The 18,170-nt window shown below is 71.1% G+C and carries 14 protein-coding genes and 1 pseudogene; 11 read left to right on the forward strand and 4 right to left on the reverse strand.

The features are described from left to right. Window positions 1-29 precede the first annotated feature (29 nt). The 6 genes from ACSFBC_RS13250 to rrtA are packed head-to-tail and all read left to right on the forward strand — an operon-like array spanning window position 30 to window position 6,675. Window positions 30-2,192, forward strand: coding sequence for a choice-of-anchor tandem repeat GloVer-containing protein (locus tag ACSFBC_RS13250; RefSeq protein WP_435510796.1), 2,163 nt, complete (start codon window positions 30-32; stop codon window positions 2,190-2,192). A 1-nt stretch (window position 2,193) separates the two neighbouring features. After that, window positions 2,194-4,149: a choice-of-anchor tandem repeat GloVer-containing protein gene (locus ACSFBC_RS13255; protein ID WP_435510797.1), complete on the forward strand. Its 1,956-nt coding sequence runs from the start codon at window positions 2,194-2,196 to the stop codon at window positions 4,147-4,149. 35 nt (window positions 4,150-4,184) lie between these two features. Next, complete coding sequence (locus ACSFBC_RS13260; RefSeq protein ID WP_435510798.1) at window positions 4,185-4,775, forward strand: biliverdin-producing heme oxygenase; 591 nt, start codon at window positions 4,185-4,187, stop codon at window positions 4,773-4,775. Next, a complete protein-coding gene (gene gspN / locus ACSFBC_RS13265; protein WP_435510799.1) occupies window positions 4,772-5,617 on the forward strand; it encodes a type II secretion system protein N in 846 nt (281 codons plus the stop codon). Before ACSFBC_RS13260 ends, gspN begins: the two co-directional genes overlap by 4 nt. Before the next feature lie 37 nt (window positions 5,618-5,654). Beyond that, window positions 5,655-6,086, forward strand: a complete 432-nt coding sequence (locus ACSFBC_RS13270; RefSeq protein ID WP_435511174.1) for a YbaN family protein — start codon at window positions 5,655-5,657, stop codon at window positions 6,084-6,086. Then, window positions 6,079-6,675, forward strand: coding sequence for a rhombosortase (gene rrtA / locus ACSFBC_RS13275; RefSeq protein WP_435510800.1), 597 nt, complete (start codon window positions 6,079-6,081; stop codon window positions 6,673-6,675). Before ACSFBC_RS13270 ends, rrtA begins: the two co-directional genes overlap by 8 nt. A gap of 12 nt (window positions 6,676-6,687) precedes the next feature. Here rrtA and ACSFBC_RS13280 read toward each other — a convergent pair whose 3' ends face one another. After that, a complete protein-coding gene (locus ACSFBC_RS13280) occupies window positions 6,688-8,415 on the reverse strand; it encodes a dipeptidase (protein WP_435510801.1) in 1,728 nt (575 codons plus the stop codon). 83 nt (window positions 8,416-8,498) lie between these two features. On the opposite strand from ACSFBC_RS13280, the gene ACSFBC_RS13285 reads away from it, so the two are divergent. The 3 genes from ACSFBC_RS13285 (at window position 8,499) to ACSFBC_RS13295 (ending at window position 11,308) form a co-directional block, all read left to right on the forward strand. Further along, on the forward strand, window positions 8,499-9,704 hold the full coding sequence (locus tag ACSFBC_RS13285) for an MFS transporter (RefSeq protein ID WP_435510802.1): 1,206 nt from the start codon (window positions 8,499-8,501) through the stop codon (window positions 9,702-9,704). Window positions 9,705-9,804: 100 nt separating this feature from the next. Beyond that, window positions 9,805-9,972: a hypothetical protein gene (locus ACSFBC_RS13290; protein ID WP_435510803.1), complete on the forward strand. Its 168-nt coding sequence runs from the start codon at window positions 9,805-9,807 to the stop codon at window positions 9,970-9,972. 262 nt (window positions 9,973-10,234) lie between these two features. Next, window positions 10,235-11,308 (forward strand): SDR family oxidoreductase, encoded by a 1,074-nt coding sequence (locus tag ACSFBC_RS13295; protein ID WP_435510804.1) that lies wholly within the window; start codon window positions 10,235-10,237, stop codon window positions 11,306-11,308. On the opposite strand, the gene ACSFBC_RS13300 is transcribed toward ACSFBC_RS13295, so the two are convergent. Beyond that, window positions 11,289-15,701: a DEAD/DEAH box helicase gene (locus tag ACSFBC_RS13300; protein ID WP_435510805.1), complete on the reverse strand. Its 4,413-nt coding sequence runs from the start codon at window positions 15,699-15,701 to the stop codon at window positions 11,289-11,291. The genes ACSFBC_RS13295 and ACSFBC_RS13300 overlap by 20 nt on opposite strands. Before the next feature lie 469 nt (window positions 15,702-16,170). Here ACSFBC_RS13300 and ACSFBC_RS13305 point away from each other — a divergent pair, with 469 nt between their 5' ends. Further along, window positions 16,171-16,848 (forward strand): histidine kinase dimerization/phospho-acceptor domain-containing protein, encoded by a 678-nt coding sequence (locus ACSFBC_RS13305; protein WP_435510806.1) that lies wholly within the window; start codon window positions 16,171-16,173, stop codon window positions 16,846-16,848. Then, window positions 16,845-17,354: a GFA family protein gene (locus tag ACSFBC_RS13310; protein WP_435510807.1), complete on the forward strand. Its 510-nt coding sequence runs from the start codon at window positions 16,845-16,847 to the stop codon at window positions 17,352-17,354. Before ACSFBC_RS13305 ends, ACSFBC_RS13310 begins: the two co-directional genes overlap by 4 nt. Window positions 17,355-17,358: 4 nt before the next feature. Here ACSFBC_RS13310 and ACSFBC_RS13315 read toward each other — a convergent pair. Continuing rightward, window positions 17,359-17,601, reverse strand: a pseudogene (locus tag ACSFBC_RS13315) (DJ-1/PfpI family protein); the annotation flags it as partial. 7 nt (window positions 17,602-17,608) lie between these two features. Next, entirely contained in the window at window positions 17,609-18,067 is a 459-nt protein-coding gene (locus tag ACSFBC_RS13320) for a hypothetical protein (protein WP_435510808.1), read from the reverse strand. Between the last annotated feature and the right edge of the window lie 103 nt (window positions 18,068-18,170).

An 18,170-nucleotide genomic window follows, 5' to 3' on the forward strand; every position in this document is an offset into this window, starting at 1 on the left:
CGACCCGTCTTCCCTCACCCCCTGTCCGCATGCACTCTCCACACCCTCTTTCCGCCGCGTCGCGACCCGCGGGCTTCGGCCTCTCGCTCGCGCTTCTGGCCGCACTGGCCGTCACCGCCATGCCCGTCGCCCAAGCGCAGACGCACGTCTCCGGCGTGCGCGTCACCTCGCTGGCCTCGATGCGTCCGTCGGGCGAGGACGTGACTTCGTCCGACGGCACCGTGGGCTGGCCCGGCGCGCGCTACCCCACCTCGCCGCCGCTGTTCGCGGTCAAGCCCGGCACCACCACGGGCTACCTCTACGGCGGCTTCCTGGGGGCCGGGTGGACCGCCGGCCGACCGACGCTGTACACCGCGGTCGGTCTCTACAGCATGCGCGCCGGCGTGTCGGTCTACGAGCGGCTGGCCTTCGACGTCGACGCCGACCTGCAGGGCCGGATCAACAGTACGCCGGTGCGCGCGAGCAGCGGCGCGCTCTACGCGGTCATGACCAGCCTCTACGGCGAACAGTACGCGGGCACCGACGAGAAGAGCAACCACACCTACTCGGCCACCGTCGGCCGAGGCCTGATCGTGCGCACCGATTTCGATGGCGCCTATCCCTCGGTGGTGGAGTCGTCGCGCGGCAAGCTCTACGCGCCCAACGGCGCGCTGGTGATCGATGCCAAGGACAAGCTCTACGGCGTCGACAAGGGACCGCAGGGCCAGGGCCGGATCTTCAGGATCGACCTGGGCACCGGCGTGCTGAGCACGGTGCACGAGTTCGGTGTCGGCCCCAACGGCATGAAGCAGGTGGCCAACGACATCGTGCTGGGCGCCGACGGCCTGCTCTACGGTGTGACTGCCTACCGCCGCGGCCTGCCGCTGGCCCCCGGCACGCCGAACGCGCCCGACACGCCGACCGGCACGCTCTACCGCATCGACCCCGACGCGGCGTCGGGCTTCAGCGTGCTGCACACCTTCACGCTGGCCGAGGGCGAGCTCAACGTGGGGGACAACGTGACGCACGAAGGCTACCGCCTGTACCCCAGCGAGCAGCGGGTGCTCCCCGGAACGACGGGACCGGCCACGCTGCGCAGCCTGAGCTCGGGCGAGCAGAACGGGCTGTCGTCGCTGGTCGACGGAGGCGACGGCTATCTGTACGGCACCACCTCGGTGGCCGACTGCTACACCTACGTCAACAACCTCAACACGCTCACGGCGCTGCCATCGGTGACGCGCAACAGCCCGCTGTGCGGCTTCCGTTCGTGGGCGGCCGCCCCGAACGCCTTCTCCTACCCCGGCGCCTATCCGTACCACGACGGCCCCCGACCCTATGGCGCGGTCTGGCGCATCGCGCGCAACGGCAGCGGCAGCCTGCAGGTCCTGCACACCTTCAACGAGAACGATGGCGCCACGCCGCGCGGCCCGCTGGCGCTGGCCGCCGACGGCGCCATCTACGGCACCACGCTCGCGGGCGGCACCAACGTCTGCAGCCACCGCAACACCGCGAACGCCGAGGTGCGATGCGGCACGCTCTACCGCATCCGGCCCTCGGCCATCGCGGTCGAGGGCGGCGGCCATGTCGCCAACGGCGGCTTCGAGAAGGTGCACAGCTTCTCCGGCAACGACGGCCGCATCCCGCTGGGCGTGCGCAACGGCGCCGACGGCCGGCTCTACGGCGTGACCTCGATGGGCGGCAGCTACGCCGACAGCCAGGGCGTCATGGTGCCGACCGACTTCGGCACCGTGTTCCAGGCGGCGGTCGATTCGGACGGCGCGCCCGACGCCAGCGTGAGCCTGGTGGCGAGCCCGACCCAGCTCAAGGCCGGCGAGACCGGCACGCTGACCTGGATCAGCAGCAACGCCACGCAGTGCACCGCGGCCTCGTCGGCCAACGACTGGCGCGGCGCGGTGGCCGACTTCGGCGCCGTCTCGGTCACGCCCAAGCCCGGCACCTACCGCTACACGCTGACCTGCAACGTTGCGGGCAGCGCCTTCGGCGCGCAGGTCTCGGCCAGCACCACGGTCTACGTGGGCACCGACGCCACGGCCGCCGACGGCAACACCGTGAGCTTCGGCAACGGCGGCGGCGGCGCGGCCTCCCCGGTCTGGCTGCTCGCACTGGCCACCTTGGGCCGCGCGGCCGCACTGCGCCGCAAGCGCAAGGCCCGGCGCAGCACCGCATCGACTTCCAACACACAGAAGAACTGACATGAAGAATTCGTCCACGCCCTCCTTCGGATCGCGGCCCCTGCTGCTCACCGCGCTGGCCTTCGCCAGCCTGGCCGCGTTGCCCGCCATCGCCCAGACCACGGGCATGGCCTTCAAGCCCACCGTGCTGCACCGCTTCACCGGCACCGCCGACACGGCCCAACTCGGCGGCATGCCCATGGTGCCGCCGGTTCTGGCAAAAGACGGCAGCGGCCAGCTGCAAGGCCACACCTTCAACGGCGGCACACCGCTGACCTTCGTGCTCGGACAGGGCGTGAGCTACCGGCTCGACGCACTCAAGGGCACGGGCTACCAGGCCCGGCTGCTGGGCGACATCTCCAAATCGACGACCACCCTGGTGCAGGACGCGGCAGGCAACTTCTACGGCGGCGCCGGCTCGTCCAACGTCGCCAACGACACCAGCGCCAATCCCTTCGGCTCGACCGCCGCCATGTTCAGCCTCAAGGCCAACGTGGCGACCGCGCTGCCGACCCCGCCGGTGCGCCCACGCGGCCAGTTGGCGATCGACGACGACAAGCGTGTGTACTTCGGCGGCGGCGACGGGCCGAGCACCTGCAACGCGAACGGATCGCTCGCCGCCGGCCTGTGGCGCATGAACCCCGACGGCAGCTATGCCAAGGCCTTCGACTTCTGTCAGTTCTTCACCGTCGTGGGCCGCCTGCAGCTGCACGAGAAGGGGGGCGCTCCGGTGGCCAGCGTCTGGAGCAGAACCGACCAGGCGCTCTACGTGCTGACCAGTGTCGGCGCCGCCGGCGTGTTCGACAGCACCCAGGCCAGCGACAACGCAGGTCGGGCCTTCGGAACCCTGGTGAAGATCGACCAGGCCGCGCTCGACGAAGGCGCGGCCCACAACGGCCAGCTCGATTCCGCCGACAAGGTGAAGGTGCTGCACACCTTCCTGCGCAACCGCGATGGCGCGCCGACCTCGGTGGGCGACCGCTACAGCGCGCTGGTCGAGGCCGGCGAGTGGCTTTACGGCACCAGCTACGCCAACGCCCCAACCGCCGGCGGCGTGAACGACCTGCGCTATGGCGGCACGCTGTGGCGCGTGAAGAAGGACGACCCGGCCAGCTTCACCGTGCTGCACCGCTTCCGAGGCGCCGACACGCTGGCGAAGGACGAAACGGCGCAGGCCGACGGCGCCACGCCCAACGGCCCGCTGGTGCTGGCCGCCGACGGCAACATCTACGGCACCACCGCGCGCGACGGCTCCAGCCTGTCCAGGTCCGCGACGGGCCTGCCCACACCCTCGGGCGCAGGCACGCTGTTCCGCGTCGTCGTCGGCAGCAAGGCCGACCGCGCGGACGACAGCTATGAAGTGCTGCACCGCTTCGACGTGGCCGTCGAAGGCGCGCGCCCCGTGGGCCTGAGCCTGGGCACCTCGGTCGACGGCGTGCAGAAGCTCTACGGCGCGACGGCCAGCGGCGGACCGGGCGAAACCATCAACCCCGCATCGCCCGACACCACCGGCAACGGCACCGTGTTCTCGATCGACGTGCCGCTGCCCAGCGTGAGCTTCACCACGCCGCTGACCGCCTCGGCTTCGAGCGCGCTGATCGGTGACCGCCCGACCCTGAGCTGGGCCACGCAGAACGCCGCCAGCTGCACCGCCAGCGGCAGCAACGGCGACACCTGGCGCGGCGCGCAGCAGACCCAAGGCAGCCAGATCCCGCTGTCGGGCGCGCTGAACAAGACCGGCGTCAACACCTTCACGCTGCGCTGCGAGAGCAACGCGGGCGGGCCGGCCGCGGTGCAGACGGTGTCGATCACCGTCAAGGCCGTGACCGTGGCGCCGCCCGCGACCTCCGACGGCTCGGGCACCGGCACCTGGGAGCGCAACGACAACCGCAGCGACGGCGGCGGCCCGCTGAGCCCCTGGCTGCTGCTGCCGCTGGCCGCGCTCGGCCTGGCCCGCCGCTTCGCGCGGCGCGGCTGATCCTTTCATTTCCCCACGACCACGACCTCCACGACATGACCACCACTTCTTCTTCCGCCTTGTCGCAGCGCCTCAAGCACGAGACCGCCCCCCAGCACGAACGCATGCACGCGCTGATGGCCACGGCCGACCCCTTCGCGAGCCGCGCGCAGTACGCGCGCTTCGTCGCCGCGCAGTACGTGTTCCAGCGTGACGTCGAGCACCTGTTCGCCGATGCGCAGGTGCAGGCCGCCGTGCCCGACCTGGCCGAGCGCGGCCGCGCCGAGGCCTCGCTGGCCGACCTGCACGACCTCGAGGCCCGCGTGCCCACCGATGCCCTCGCGACCGAGGGCGTGACGATGCCCGAGGCGCTGGGCTGGCTCTACGTGTCGGAAGGCTCGACGCTGGGCGCGGCCTTCCTGTTCAAGGAAGTGGGCGACAAGCTCGGCCTCACGGCCGAATTCGGCGCACGCAACCTCGCGGCCTATCCGGAAGGCCGGGCGCGCGTGTGGAAGCGCTTCGTCGAGGCGCTCGATGCACCGGCCTTGTCCGACGTGCACGAGCGCGTGATCGCCGGCGCAGTGGCCGCCTACGATCGCTTCGGCGACCTGTTGGCGGCGCAGTTCGCGCTGGACACCGCGGCTTGACGCTGCCGGGTTCTTCTCACGGCGCGCGCCCCACGCGCCGCCTGTGGCCCTGGGCCACGGCCGGTGCGCTGTGCGGCGCACTCGCCACGCTCGGCCTGCAGCTGCCCGCGCGCTGGCTCACGCCCGCCGTGGAACGCGCCACGGGCGAACGCCTGCGGCTCGCCGATGTGCGCGGCACGCTCTGGAACGGCTCGGCCGTGCTGAGCCTCGCGGCCGGTCCGGGCAGCCACGGGCTGCGCGCCCTGCCCGGACGCACGCACTGGCGGCTGCGGCCCGCGATGCCCGAGCGCCCGGATCTCGCCGCCGGCTTCAGGCTCGCGATCGACCAGAGCTGCTGCCTCGACCGGCCTGCGCAGGCGCGGATCGCGATCGGCCCGGGCGGCGCCGACCTGCGGCTGGCCGCGCTCGACTGGCACGGCCCGGTCGAGGTGGTGCAAGGCCTGGGCACGCCGTGGAACACGCTGGGCTTCGAGGGCCGGCTGCGGGTGTCGACCCAGGCGCTGCACCTGCGCCGGCAGCACGGCCGGATGCAGCTGGACGGCCGGCTCTCGCTCACCGCGGAATCGGTCTCGTCGCGCATCTCGGCGCTGCGCCCGCTGGGCAGCTACCGCTTCGAGCTCGACGGCGACGCGACGCCCGGCGCGCGCAAGGGCCCGCTGCGCTTCACGCTCGCCACGCTGCAGGGTCCGCTGCAACTCCGCGGCCAGGGCGCATGGACCGCCGGCCAGCTGCGCTTCCGCGGCGAGGCGCAGGCCGAAGCCGGACGCGAGGACGCGCTGGCCCACGTGCTCAACCTGATCGGCAACCGCCACGGCGCGATCGCGTTGCGCGTGCTGCGCTGAGCCGGTGCGCGCTCCACAAGGAACACAATCGACCGTGATGTCCGTCGAACAGAACCGCAACGCCGAAACCCCGGTGCCGCCACCGCAGCGCCCCCCGCTGCCGCTCGTCGCGCGCTGGCTGCTGCTGGCCTTCGCCGGCCTGTGCCTGGTGCTGGCCGTGATCGGCGTGATCGTGCCGGGCATGCCGACCACCGTCTTCGTGCTGATGGCCGCCTGGGCGGCCGCACGCAGCTCGCCGCGGCTACACCGCTGGCTGCTCGACCACAAACTGTTCGGCCCGATCCTGCGCGACTGGGAAAACGGCCGCACCGTGAGCCGCCGCGCCAAGTGGAGCGCCACCGCGGCGATGGCCTTCTGCGCAGTCGTGATCCTGCTGACCGCGCACAAGCCCTGGCTCGCGGCCCTGGGCATCGGCTCGATGGCCTGCGTGCTGGCCTGGCTCTGGCGGCGTCCCGAGCCTCATGCCTGAGGCCACGCCGGGACGCGCCCTGACGCATGCGGCCCTTGCGGCGCTGCTGCTCGTCGCGCTGCAGGCGGCCGGCGATGCGCCGAGGCTGCTGCTGCGCTACGAGCGCGAGGCGCTGCTGCACGGGGAACTCTGGCGGCTCTTCACCGCGCACCTCGTGCACCTGGGCTGGGCCCATGCACTGCTCAACGCCTGCGGCCTGCTGCTCTGCGCCTGGATCGCGCCGGCACGCTTCGGCGTGCGACGGCTGCTGTGCGACGGGCTGTGGCTCGGCGGCTGCGTGTCGCTGCTGCTGCTCGCCTTCTCGCCGCAGCTGTCGCACTACGTCGGCCTGTCGGGCGTGCTCTATGGCCTGTTCGTGCTGGGCCTGGCGCCGGCCGCGGCCCGGGGCGACCGCATCGCAGGGCTCGGCCTGGCCACGGTGCTGGGCTGGATGACCTGGCAACTGATCGCCGGCCCCGCGGCGGCCGAGGAGCGGCAGATCGGCGGCCGGATCGTCGCCGTGGCGCATCTCCATGGCGTGATCGGCGCTTTCGTGCTGCTGGCGGTGCAGGGGCTGCGCGCGCACCACCAGCGCATGGCGCCGCGCTGAACTGCGCGACGGCTACTGCATGCGCGGCAGGTTGCCGATGCGCACCAGCATCTCGGTGAACATCTGCATGTCGGCGTCGAGGTCGACCACTTCCTTGAACTCCTTGGCGTTGTGCGCCGTGTACTTCTTGCCGGGCATGGCCGGGCCGAAGTTGATGGCGTTGGGCATGAGCTTGGCCGTGGTGCTGCCGGCCGTGGGTACGGGCTTGGCTTCGAGGCCGGTGGTGTCGCCGAAGATGTTGAGCAGCGTCGACAGCCAGGCGCCGCTCGGGTCGCGCGCCATCCAGTTGCCCTGGTCGTAGGCCACCTCGGCCGGGATCGCCGCGCTCGCGGACCAGGCGCCGATCTTCTCGGTGATCAGCTGCTTGAGTTCATCGGGCGTGCGGCCGCGCGGCATGCGCACGTTGACCGTGACGTCGACCTTGCCGTCGGCGGCGCCGCGGATCAGCGTCGGCGACAGCGTCAGCGGGCCCATGAAGTCGTCCTGGTAGCCCACGCCCATGCGTTCGCCCAGGTAGCCGGGGCCGTAAAGCGTGGCGATGTACCGGGCTGCGCGCGCGTAGCCGTTGTCGGCCAGCGGCACGCCGGCCTCCTGCAGGAACAGCGCGAGCCGCGGCACCGGGTTCACGCCCTCCTCCGGGCGCGAGCCGTGGGCGGAGACGCCCGTGACCTTGAGGTCGATGCTGTCGGCGCCGCGTGCCACGTCGATGCCGAACTTGCCGCCCTGTCCCTCGTACTTCTGCACGAAGGCCGCCTTGGCCGCCTCGAGCTTCATGGCCACGGCCGCGAGGTCGCCGCCCTGCAGCTTCGCGGTGGCGGTCTGCGGAATCGCATTGGCCGACGGCGCGCCGGTCATCGCCGTGACAGCCGTCGCCGAGGCATCGGCCGGCCCGCCCGCGAACGAGACCTTGAGCGCGCCCGAGCCCTTCTCGGCCACCACCGCCGGGTACTTGCTGTCGAGCACGATGTTGTGGGCGGGCAGCGTGGTCTTCTCGCGGTAGTACTTCATCGCATCGCCGCCGGTCTCCTCGGTGGTCTCGACCATCAGCCGGATGGTGCGCGCCAGCGGCAGGCCGCTGTCCTTGACCGCCTTCATCGCATAGAGCACGGCCGCGATCGAGCCCTTGTCGTCGATGGTGCCGCGGCCATACAGATAGTCGCCCACGCGCGTGAGCTTGAAGGGGTCGAGCCTGGTGCCGTCGTCGAGCACCCATTCGGCCGCGTTGGCCGGCACCACGTCGGCGTGCGTGAGGATGCCGAACTCCTCGGTGCCACTGCCCTGCAGCTTGACCTCGAAGATGCGGTTGTCGACGTTGCGGTACTGCAGGCCGAAGTCGCGTGCCATGGCCTCGATCTTGCGGCCGATCTCTTGAATGGCCGGGCTCTCGTGCGGCGGCACGTCGGCCGCGCGCACCGTGGGCATCGCGACCATCTCGCCGATGGTGGCGATCACCGCGTCGTGATGGTGCAGCCGGTTGTAGAGGCCCAGCACACGGCTCACGTTGACCAGATCGTCGCCGGCGAGCGGGCGCTTGGCCGCATAGGCCGCGGCGGCGCGCTTCAGGCTGGGGTCGGCCTTGGCGGCCTGCGCGAGGAAGCGCGGGAAGTCCGGCGCCTTCCGCAGCGCGGGCGTGGCCACCAGTGCATCGAGCTGCGGCTTCTTGAGGGTGTCGGCCGAAGCGCCCGAGGACAAGCTCAGGACGATGGCGAAGGGGAGGATGGCGAGGGTCAGGCGGTTCATGGGCGTGATTCTCGCGCTGCCGCGACAGCGCGCCAAACCGGGAACGCTTATGCTCGGCGGCTGACGCGCGCCTCTCCTTCTCCATGCCCTCTTCCGACCCCACGCGCGGCATCCGCGCGCTGACCTTCGCCTTCGCCCTCAGCCAGTTCTTCCGGACCTGCCTTGCGGTCATCGCGCCCGAACTCCAGCACGACCTCGGCTTGTCGCCCGCGGGCTTCGGCACCCTGTCGTCCTGCTTCTTCCTGGCCTTTGCGGTGGCGCAGATCCCGATCGGCGTCGCCTTCGACCGCTACGGCGTCGGCGCGCCGACCCGGCTGCTGAGCGCCGTGGGCGTGATCGCCGCGCTGCTCTTCGTGGTGGCGCCCAACGGCGCGACCGCCATGGTCGCGCAGGTCGGGCTCGGGCTGGCCTGCGCCCCGGTCTTCATGGGGCTCATGCACTACGCCTCGGAACAGCTGCCCGTGCACCGCTACGCCACGGTGGTCGGCCGCGCCAATGCGATCTCGATGGTCGGCGCGCTGTGCGCGACCGTGCCGCTGGGCTGGGCCGCGCACAGCATCGGCTGGCGCCCGGCGATGGCGCTGGCCGCCATCTTCATGCTGCTGGCCTGCATCGGCGTGTGGCGCGGCGTCCGTGACGAAGGCCATGCCGAAGCGCGGCACGAACCCACCGGCGCGCTGCTCATGGGCAGCGCGCGCCTGCTGACCGTGCCCGCGCTCTGGACGCTGATCCCGCTGTGCGTGGCGCTGGCCGCGGGCACCACCTTCCGCAACGCCTGGGGCGGCCCGTACCTGGCCGACGTGTTCCGGCTCGATGCGGGCGCGCGCGGGCTGGCACTGGCCTTCGTGAGCCTCGGAGGGTTCCTGACCGCGCTGCTGCTGCCGGTGCTCGTGCGGCGCAGTTCGATCAAGACCACCCTGCTCTGCTGGACCCTGATGTCGATGGCCAGCGGCACCCTGCTGGCCCTCTTTCCCGACGCCGGCCTGCTGCCCGGCGTGCTGCTGCTGACGCTGCTGGCCACCGTCGGCATGGTGCATCCGATGGTCATGGCGCACGGCCGCGGGCTGGTGCCGCAGTCGCTGCGGGGACGCGGGCTGGGCGTGCTCAACACCTTCGTCTTTCTGGGCTCGGCCGCCACCTCGTGGTTCTTCGGCCTGATCGCCGACGCGAGCCTGCGCAACGGCTGGACCGCGGCCGGCACCTATTCGGGCATCTTCCTGTGTGCCACGGGCATGGTGCTGCTCGGCGCGCTGGTCTACACGCTCAGTCCGAAGCCGCTACCTCACTAGAGGGCCCGCCGGCTCTCCTACGTCCGCACGCGGTCCTATCGGGCGCAGCGCCCTGCGACCCCTTCTAGAGTGAGCGCCACCGCCACTCGAAGGACCCACCATGCCCGCGAAGAAAAAAGGCCTGTATGCCAACATCCACGCCAAGCAGGAGCGCATCCAGAACGGGAGTGGCGAGCACATGCGCAAACCGGGTTCGCCTGGCGCTCCCGACAAGGAAGACTTCGAGAAGTCCGCCAAGACCGCCAAGCCCCGGAAGGACGCGCACTGAGCGCGCCCACCCACGCAACGTCGCCGAGGAGTCCTCCATGAAACACATCGTCCTGACTGCCATCGCCTGTGTGGCCGCACTGGCCCTGACCGCTTGCGATCCATCGCCCAAGGCCCCCAAAGCCGAGCAGTACACGCCCAGGCTCATGGTCTAGTGCCGCTGCTGGAGTCCTGTCTCGCGCCGCAAGGTCAAGGCATCGACCGTCGCGGCGAACGGCGCGAAACGCGTAGGCTTCGCCGCTTCCGTCTTCCGAAGGTTGGTCATGCAAAACAGAGCGCTCATCGTCGGCGTCAGCGGCGTCATCGGCAATGCACTGTCGGAGCACCTGCTGGCCGATGGCTGGTCGGTGCATGGACTGTCGCGCGGCCGCACGGCCGTCGCGTCGGGCTGCGTGCCGATCACGGCCGACCTGACGCAGCCCGATGAACTGCGCAGCGCCTTGCAAGGCACCGCGTTCAGCCATGTCTTCTTCGCAGCCTGGTCGCGCCAGGCCAACGAGAAGGAGAACATCCGCGTCAACGGCGCCATCGTTCGCAACGTGCTCGATGCGGTCGGCCCGTCGCTGCGCGGTGGCCATGCGGCGCTGGTCACCGGGCTCAAGCACTATCTCGGCCCGTTCGAGGCCTACGCCACCGGCGTGGTGCCGACCACGCCCTTCCGCGAGGAACAGGGCCGCCAGCCGGTCGACAACTTCTACTACGCGCAGGAAGACCGCCTGTTCGAAGCGGCCGCGCGCCACGGCTTCGGCTGGAGCGTGCACCGGCCGCACACCATCATCGGCTACGCGGTGGGCAATGCGATGAACATGGGCGTGACGCTGGCGGTCTACGCCACGCTGTGCAGGGAAACCGGCCAGCCCTTCGTCTTCCCCGGCTCGGCCGCGCAATGGGACGGCCTGACCGACATGACCGATGCGCGCCTGCTGGCCCGGCACCTTGCCTGGGCATCGACCCACGCGGGCGGCCACGATGCCGACTTCAATGTCGTGAACGGCGATGTGTTCCGCTGGAAATGGCTGTGGCCGCGCCTGGCCGCGTACTTCGGCATCGAGGCCGCGCCCTTCGACGGCACGACGCGCCCGCTGGCCGAGCGCACGGCCGACGCGCCCGCGCAATGGGCCGGGATCGCGGCCCGGTATCAGCTCGCCGAGCCCGACATCGGCAAGCTGGCCTCCTGGTGGCACACCGACGCCGACCTGGGCCGGCCGATGGAAGTGCTGGCCGACATGACGAAGAGTCGACAGGCCGGCTTCCTCGACTACCAGAGCACGCCGGACGCCTTCTTCGACCTGTTCCGCCGGCTCGAGGCCGAACGCATCATTCCAGCGCCGCGCTGAGCGAGGGCACCCCGCCCAGCGCACGGTGCGCGGCCTGCGCCTCGGCCGCATCGAGCGACACCAGCCACGCGACCTCGCCCGCGATGCTGGTCGCGATCGGCAGGCCGTCGCGCCACAACACGCGCGAGCCCGCGACGCGCGGCACCTTGGCGCCGTGCACGATCGTGCCCAGCAGGTTCGCCGGGTCGCTGGCCGCGAGCACGATGAAGGCGCCGTCGCCCGGCGTGCGCCGCACCTGCCGCATCGCGGCCACCGCCTCGGGCAGCGCAAACTGCTCGCCGGTGACGCCCGCGATGAAGCGGCCGCCGCGGATCTCGCCGCGCGCTTCGAGCCTTCGGCACACACGGACCAGGTCGCGCCAGGGCGGCAGCCACGCGGCCTCGCGTTCGAGCAGGCGCCAACAAATCACGCCGTAGCGGCGCAGCAGCACGTGGACGACCTGTTCATCGGCCCACCCCCGATGCGGCTCACTTCGTGCAGCCGCCTCCCCCTCAAGGGGGCGAGACCGGCGGCCCGGCGAAGCCGGTTCCGCGGTGTCTCTGGCGTGGTCCTTCGTCGGCGGGCGCACCAGCGTCCAGCGCCCCGCATCCTCGATGCCGAACAAGGGCACGCGGCGGCGCCGCCGCGTGTCGGCCGAGGCACGTTTCGAGGCCGGCACCAACAGCGCGCGCAGCCCGGCATAGCTGTCGCAACGCACGCGGCCCTTGGCCACCAGTTCGGTCAATGCCTCCTCGATCTCGACCGGCAGCAGCCGCGTGCCGCCCGCGATCTCGTCGAAGAAGCAGGCGCCGTTCTGCTGCAGGTGCGCGGCCACGCGCGCAGCGCGCGAGCCCAGCGTGTCGTCGTCGATCGGCGCGGGCGCGAGACCGGTCCACAGCGCGGCGCTGCGGCGCGGCAACAGCACCACCGGCGTGGCGCGCAGCGAAAGGCTGCCCGCGCCCTTGCGGCCTTCGCTCGCCGACGGCCGCAGCCGCGTCCACAGCACGCGGCCGGCGGTGCACAGGTCGTCGAGCCAGGCACCCGCGTAGTCGGCCACGCGCGCGGGCAGCAGTTCGGCCTCCCAGATCGGTGCCGGCGCCTCGTAGCCTTCGAGTTGCGACAGCACACCCGACAACGCCTCGGGCCCGCGCACGCGCGAGGCTGCGCCCAGGTGCTGCCACTCGAACAGGAAGCGCGCGAAGTCGCGCGGTTCCACCGGTTCGATCTCGCGACGCAGGCGCTTGAGCGTGTAGCGGTGGATGCGCGCGAGCAGATGGCGCTCGCACCACTCGACGGTCTCGGTGCCCGGCGTGAAGCGGCCCTGCAGCACGCTGCCTTCGGTCTGCAGCGCGCGCAAGGCGGCTTCGACATCGGCCACCGGCAGGCACAGCGGTTCTGCGAGTTGCGCCACCGTCATCGGACCGAGACCGCCCAGCCGCGAGCGCAGCAGTTCGCGCAGCGCGGCGTCGCGGTCCTCGTGGCGCTCGGCATCGGCGGGCGCCTGGATGGCAGGCTGCGTCGGCGCCTCGGGCGCGAGGGTCTGAAGCAAAGGCAGGCGTTCGGCCGCGACCCAGAGGCCGCGGGCGCTGCGGCCCTTGCCCTCGACGAGCACCCGCGTCGCACGGCCCGCCTTGGCCAGCGCCGTCAGCCATGGCTTCCAGTCGGCATGCGCCGCGACCTCGTCGTCGCTCACCGCGCCCAGCATGCCCAGCGCCTCGTGCATCTCGTCGCTGCCGCGGGGCTGCGGCCAGGCTTCCTCGCGCACGCTGGCGATGGCCTCGGCATCGAGCTGGCCCACGTCGTCGGCGCTCTCGGGGTCGGTATAGCGCCGGTTCTGCACGGCCAGCGTGCGGCGCTCCTCCAGCGGCGCATCGTCGAGAAAGGCGTAGGGCCGCGCGTTCAGCACCTCCATCGCGAGCGGCGACGGGGCCGGCAGGTCGCGCGCCAGCATGCGCACCTCGCCCGATTCCAGGCGACGCAACAGCGCGAGCCAGCCCTCGGCGTCCATCGCGTCGTGCAGGCAGTCGTCGAGCGTCTGCGCGACCAGCGGATGCTCGGGGATGTCGCGCTCGCCCACGAGGTTCTCGGCGCAGGCCACCTGGTCGGGGAACACGGCCGCAAGCAGGTCTTCGGAGCGCATGCGCTGCAACTGCGGCGCGACCTTGCGACCACCGGAAAAGCGCGGCAGCGCGAGCGCGGTGGTCGCGTTCCAGCGCCAGCGCACGCCGAACAGCGGCGCGTCGAGCAGCGCCTGCACCAGCACGTCGAGCGCCGAGTTCGAATGCAGGTAGCGCGCCACCTCGTCGAGCGGAAAGCTGTGCTGGGTGGCCAGCGACAGCACGATCGCGTCCTCGGTCGCCGCGGCCTGCAGCTCGAAGTTGAAGGTGCGGCAGAAGCGCTTGCGCAGCGCCAGGCCCCAGGCGCGGTTGAGCCGGCTGCCGAAGGGTGAATGGATCACCAGCTGCATGCCGCCCGAGGCGTCGAAGAAGCGCTCCATGACCAGCGTGCGCTGCGTGGGCAGCGTGCCCAGCACGGCCGCGGCGTGCGCAAGGTGTTCGATGATCTGGCGCGCGGCCTCTTCGTCCAGGCCCAGACTCTGCGTGAGCAACGCGATCGCGCCCTCGCGCCCGCCGTCTGCCAGCGCCTGCGCCACCTCCTCGCGCAGTCGCGACACGCCGAAGGACAGCTCGTCGCTGCGACCCGGCGCCTCGCCCAGCCAGAAGGGAATGTTGGGCGCGGCGCCATGCGCGTCTTCCACGCGCACGCGGCCGGGCTCGATCTTGAGGATGCGGTAGCTGGTGTTGCCCAGCTGGAACACGTCGCCGGCCAGGCTCTCGACCGCGAAGTCTTCGTTGACCGTGCCGATCTTGTCGGCCTGCGGCTCGAGCATCACGGTGTAGTCACCGGTCTCGGGGATCGTGCCGCCGGAGGTCAGCGCGGTCATGCGCGCGCCCTTGCGTTCGCGCAGCAGGTGGTTCACCGCGTCGCGGTGCACATAACCGGCGCGCTGACCATGGCGCGTGGTGAAGCCCTCGGACACCATGCGCACCACCTCCATGAAGCGCGCGTGTGTCAGCTGCGCATAGGGCCAGGCACGGCGCACCAGGGCGAAGAGTTCATCCTCGTGCCATTCGCGGCAGGCGGTCTCGGCCACGATCTGCTGGGCCAGCACGTCGAGCGGCGCGGGCAGTATGCGCAGCGCATCGAGTTCGCCGCGGCGGATGCAGTCGAGCAGCGCCGCGCATTCGACCAGCTCGTCGCGCGACTGCGCGAAGAGCCGCGCCTTGGGCACGCCGCCCACCGCGTGGCCCGAACGCCCTGCCCGCTGCAGGAAGCTCGCGATCGAGCGCGGCGAGCCCAGCTGGCAGACCAGGTCGACGTCGCCGATGTCCAGGCCCAGCTCGAGCGAGGCGGTGGCGACCAGCACCTTGAGTTCGCCGCGCTTCAGACGCTGCTCGGCCTCGAGCCGCGTTTCCTTCGACAGGCTGCCATGGTGCGCGGCCACCGCCTCCTTGCCCAGGATCTCGCCCAGATGCCGGGCCGCGCGCTCGGCCATGCGGCGCGTGTTGACGAAGACCAGCGTCGTCTGATGAAGCCAGACGAGTTCGGCCACGCGCGCATAGACCTGCGTCCACTGCTCGTTGGACATCACGGCCTCGAGCGGCGTGGGTGGCAATTCGAGCGCCAGATCACGTTGCTTGGCATAGCCGATGTCGACGAGGGTGCAGTCGGCCGAGCCGTCGGGCCGCAGCGCGCCCGCGCCGACTAGGAAGCGCGCCACCTCGTCGATGGGTTTCTGCGTGGCCGACAGGCCGATGCGCACGGGGCGGGTGTCGCACAGCGCCTGCAACCGCTCCAGCGACAGCGCCAGGTGGCTGCCGCGCTTGCTGGCCGCGACCGCGTGGATCTCGTCGACGATCACGCTGCGCACCGTCGAGAGCATCTTGCGGCCCGAGACCGAGCCCAGCAGCACATACAACGATTCTGGCGTGGTCACGAGGATGTGCGGCGGCTTGCGCAGGCTCTGCTGCCGCTCGCGTTGGGGCGTGTCGCCGGTGCGCACCGCCGTGCGGATGTCGACGTCGGGCAGGCCCAGTGCCGCCAGCTCGGCCCGGATGCCGGCCAGCGGCGCCTCGAGGTTGAGCCTGACGTCGTTGGACAGCGCCTTGAGCGGCGAGACGTAGAGCACGACCGTCTCGTCGGGCAAGCCGTCGTCCTCCAGCCCCCGGACGACGAGGTCGTCGAGCGCAGCCAGGAAAGCGGTCAGCGTCTTGCCCGACCCCGTGGGCGCGGCCACCAGCGTGTCGCGGTGCGCCCGGATCGCCGGCCACGCGGCGACCTGGGCCGCGGTGGGGGCGGGGAAGGTCCGCTGGAACCAGCGGGCGACGGCAGGGCGGAAGGCGGCGAGAGGCACGGCTTCATCACATCAGGGCATGCGGCGGGATGTCAAGCGGTGGCCGCCGGACACGATGCACACCGGCGGTCGCCTATCCTACAAGCGCGGTGACGAACTCTTACAAACGGGCTGCGCCGCCGACCTCAGCATGAACCGGTCGGGACACCGGCTGCGGCATGGGTTTCGACGCAGTTGCCCTCGAGGCCCCCTGCCTTCTTCTCATCAACGCCCTGCGGGGAAAGTCCCGATGCCTGCTTCCATGCGACCCGTCGATGCCGACCCGGCCCCGGCCCCGGCCCCGGCCCCCGTCGACGGTGTGCCGGGTCCACCCGCTCAGGCGGGTGCCACTGCCGTGTCGCCATCTTCGACTTCTACTTCTTTTTCGGCTGCATCGTGGGCGCGCTCTGCCTGGGGTGTCGGCTCGACCGCGCTCCCGCGCATCACACGGCCATCGAAGGAAACCGCCACCGGGCCCGCCGTCGAGCCGATGCTGAGCCTCGCATTGCACGACCTGCGCAATTCGCTGTCCGCCATCCAGCTGGGGCTCGAACTGCTGGGCCGGCGCGACGGTGCCTCGCAGCAGCAGCAACAACAACCGCCCTCCGCGGTGCTGGCGCACATGGACAACGCCGCGCAACGGGCGCAAGCCCTGGTCGTCGAACTGGATGACCTGACGCGCCTGGCCGCGGGACGCACGCTCCCGGTCTCGCCGGTGCGCTGCGCGCTGCACACCATCGTGCGGGATGCGCTCGATGCCTGTCGGTTCATCGTGCCGGGCGTGGCGGTCGAGCACGACCGGCTCGGCGATGGCGACTGCATGGGCGATCCAGCACGCATGGCGCAGTTCCTGAACCTGGCGCTGGAAGAGCTCTGCAGCGCGGCGGCGCCGGTCCGGGTCATCGTGATCAGCGAGGTCGCGGGCGATCGTTTCCGCATGGCCGTCCATGCCGAGGGAGCGGCTGACGCCGCGCCGGCCGCGGACGAGCCGAAGGCGGCACCGGCGCGCGCGCAGGCCCGTCGCCGCGTGCTGCTGCAGGCCATCGCGCAAGCGCACGGTGGCCATGTCGGCTTCGAGGGCGGCTACGCTTCGGGGGTCCGGTCGATCGAGGGCAGTTTCTCGCGCCTCGCCGATCCACACCCCACTTCCGAGCAAGACATTGCATGACCACACCGACCGACCACGCACGCCCCACCGACGACTGGCAACTCCCCTGGGAAGGCGGCTGCCGCTGCGGCCAGGTTCGGCTGCGCGTCAGCGCACCGCCGCTGCTGGCCATGGCCTGCCATTGCACGGGCTGCCAGCGAATGAGCGCGAGTGCCTTCTCGCTGTCGATCGCGATCCCCACGCCGGGCTTCGAGATCACCGCCGGCGAGCCGGTGCTCGGCGGCCTGCATGGCGCGTTGCACCACTACTGCTGCCCGCACTGCAAGAGCTGGATGTTCACGCGCATCGAGGGCATGGACGAATTCGTCAATCTGCGCCCGACGATGCTCGACGAACACCGATGGTTCGTGCCCTTCGCCGAGACCTGGACCGACGAGAAGCTGCCTTGGGCGTCGACGCCCGCGGTGCACAGCTTCGGCCAGTTGCCCGCGATGGAGGCCTTCCCGGCGCTGATCGAAGCCTATGCGCGCGAAAGCGTGCGGCCCCCGGCCCCGGCACAGGACTGAGGGCCCAGTGCCTGGCCATCTCGACCACGCGGCTGTGCATGCGCAGGTAATCGGGCGCACGGCCGCCGGGAATGACCAGTGCGTCATAGGCCTCGGGCTTCACGTCGGCGAAGTTGGCGTTCAGCGTGAAGCGGTGGCCCGGCTTTTCGCTGTAGGTCTGTGCGCCCTCGAAGTCGTGGATGGCGGTGTGCACCCAGTCGCCGGCCTTCTTGTCGGGTGCCACCGCGTGTACGGTGTGGCCCACGGCGCGGCCTTCAGATCAGCGTGGCGCTCACTCCGCGCGCCACCACCGGAGCGATGCCGGCATAGAAGAAGCCCAGGTCGTCCTCCGGCCCGTTCACGGCGCGTCCGCGCACCTTGCCCATCACGCACACTCCCACCTCCGCATCGCCCTGGCCGATGACGAGCACGAAGGGGTTTTCCTCGTCGCCGCGCAGGTAGCGTCCGCCGAACTCTCGGCGCGCCACTTCGAACACATAAGCCGACGCCAGAAAGTGAAGGTCGTCGGGCAAGGGCGCCTGCTGCTTGAAGAAATCGTCGAGCACACGGTCGACCAGGGCCAGCGAAGCGGCCGTGTAGTCGAGCTGCGCGCTGTCGATGGGCGCGTCCGGATGCGAGAACGCGTCGACAAAGTCGTTGGCCTGCGAGGCCATGCCGGCTTCCAGGGTCGCCGGCATGGCGGGCTTCTTCTTCAGGAAATCGAACAGTCCCATGGTCCTGGGTTCCTTTCGCTGGTTTATGGGTTGGGCATACGCGCAAACGATCGAACGCATGAGACCACAGAACCGCTTCGCGTCCCATCGATGCAAGTGTCCC

Origin of the sequence: Variovorax frigidus (genome assembly GCF_051216515.1) — a bacterium.
Taxonomy (GTDB): Bacteria; Pseudomonadota; Gammaproteobacteria; order Burkholderiales; family Burkholderiaceae_C; genus Variovorax.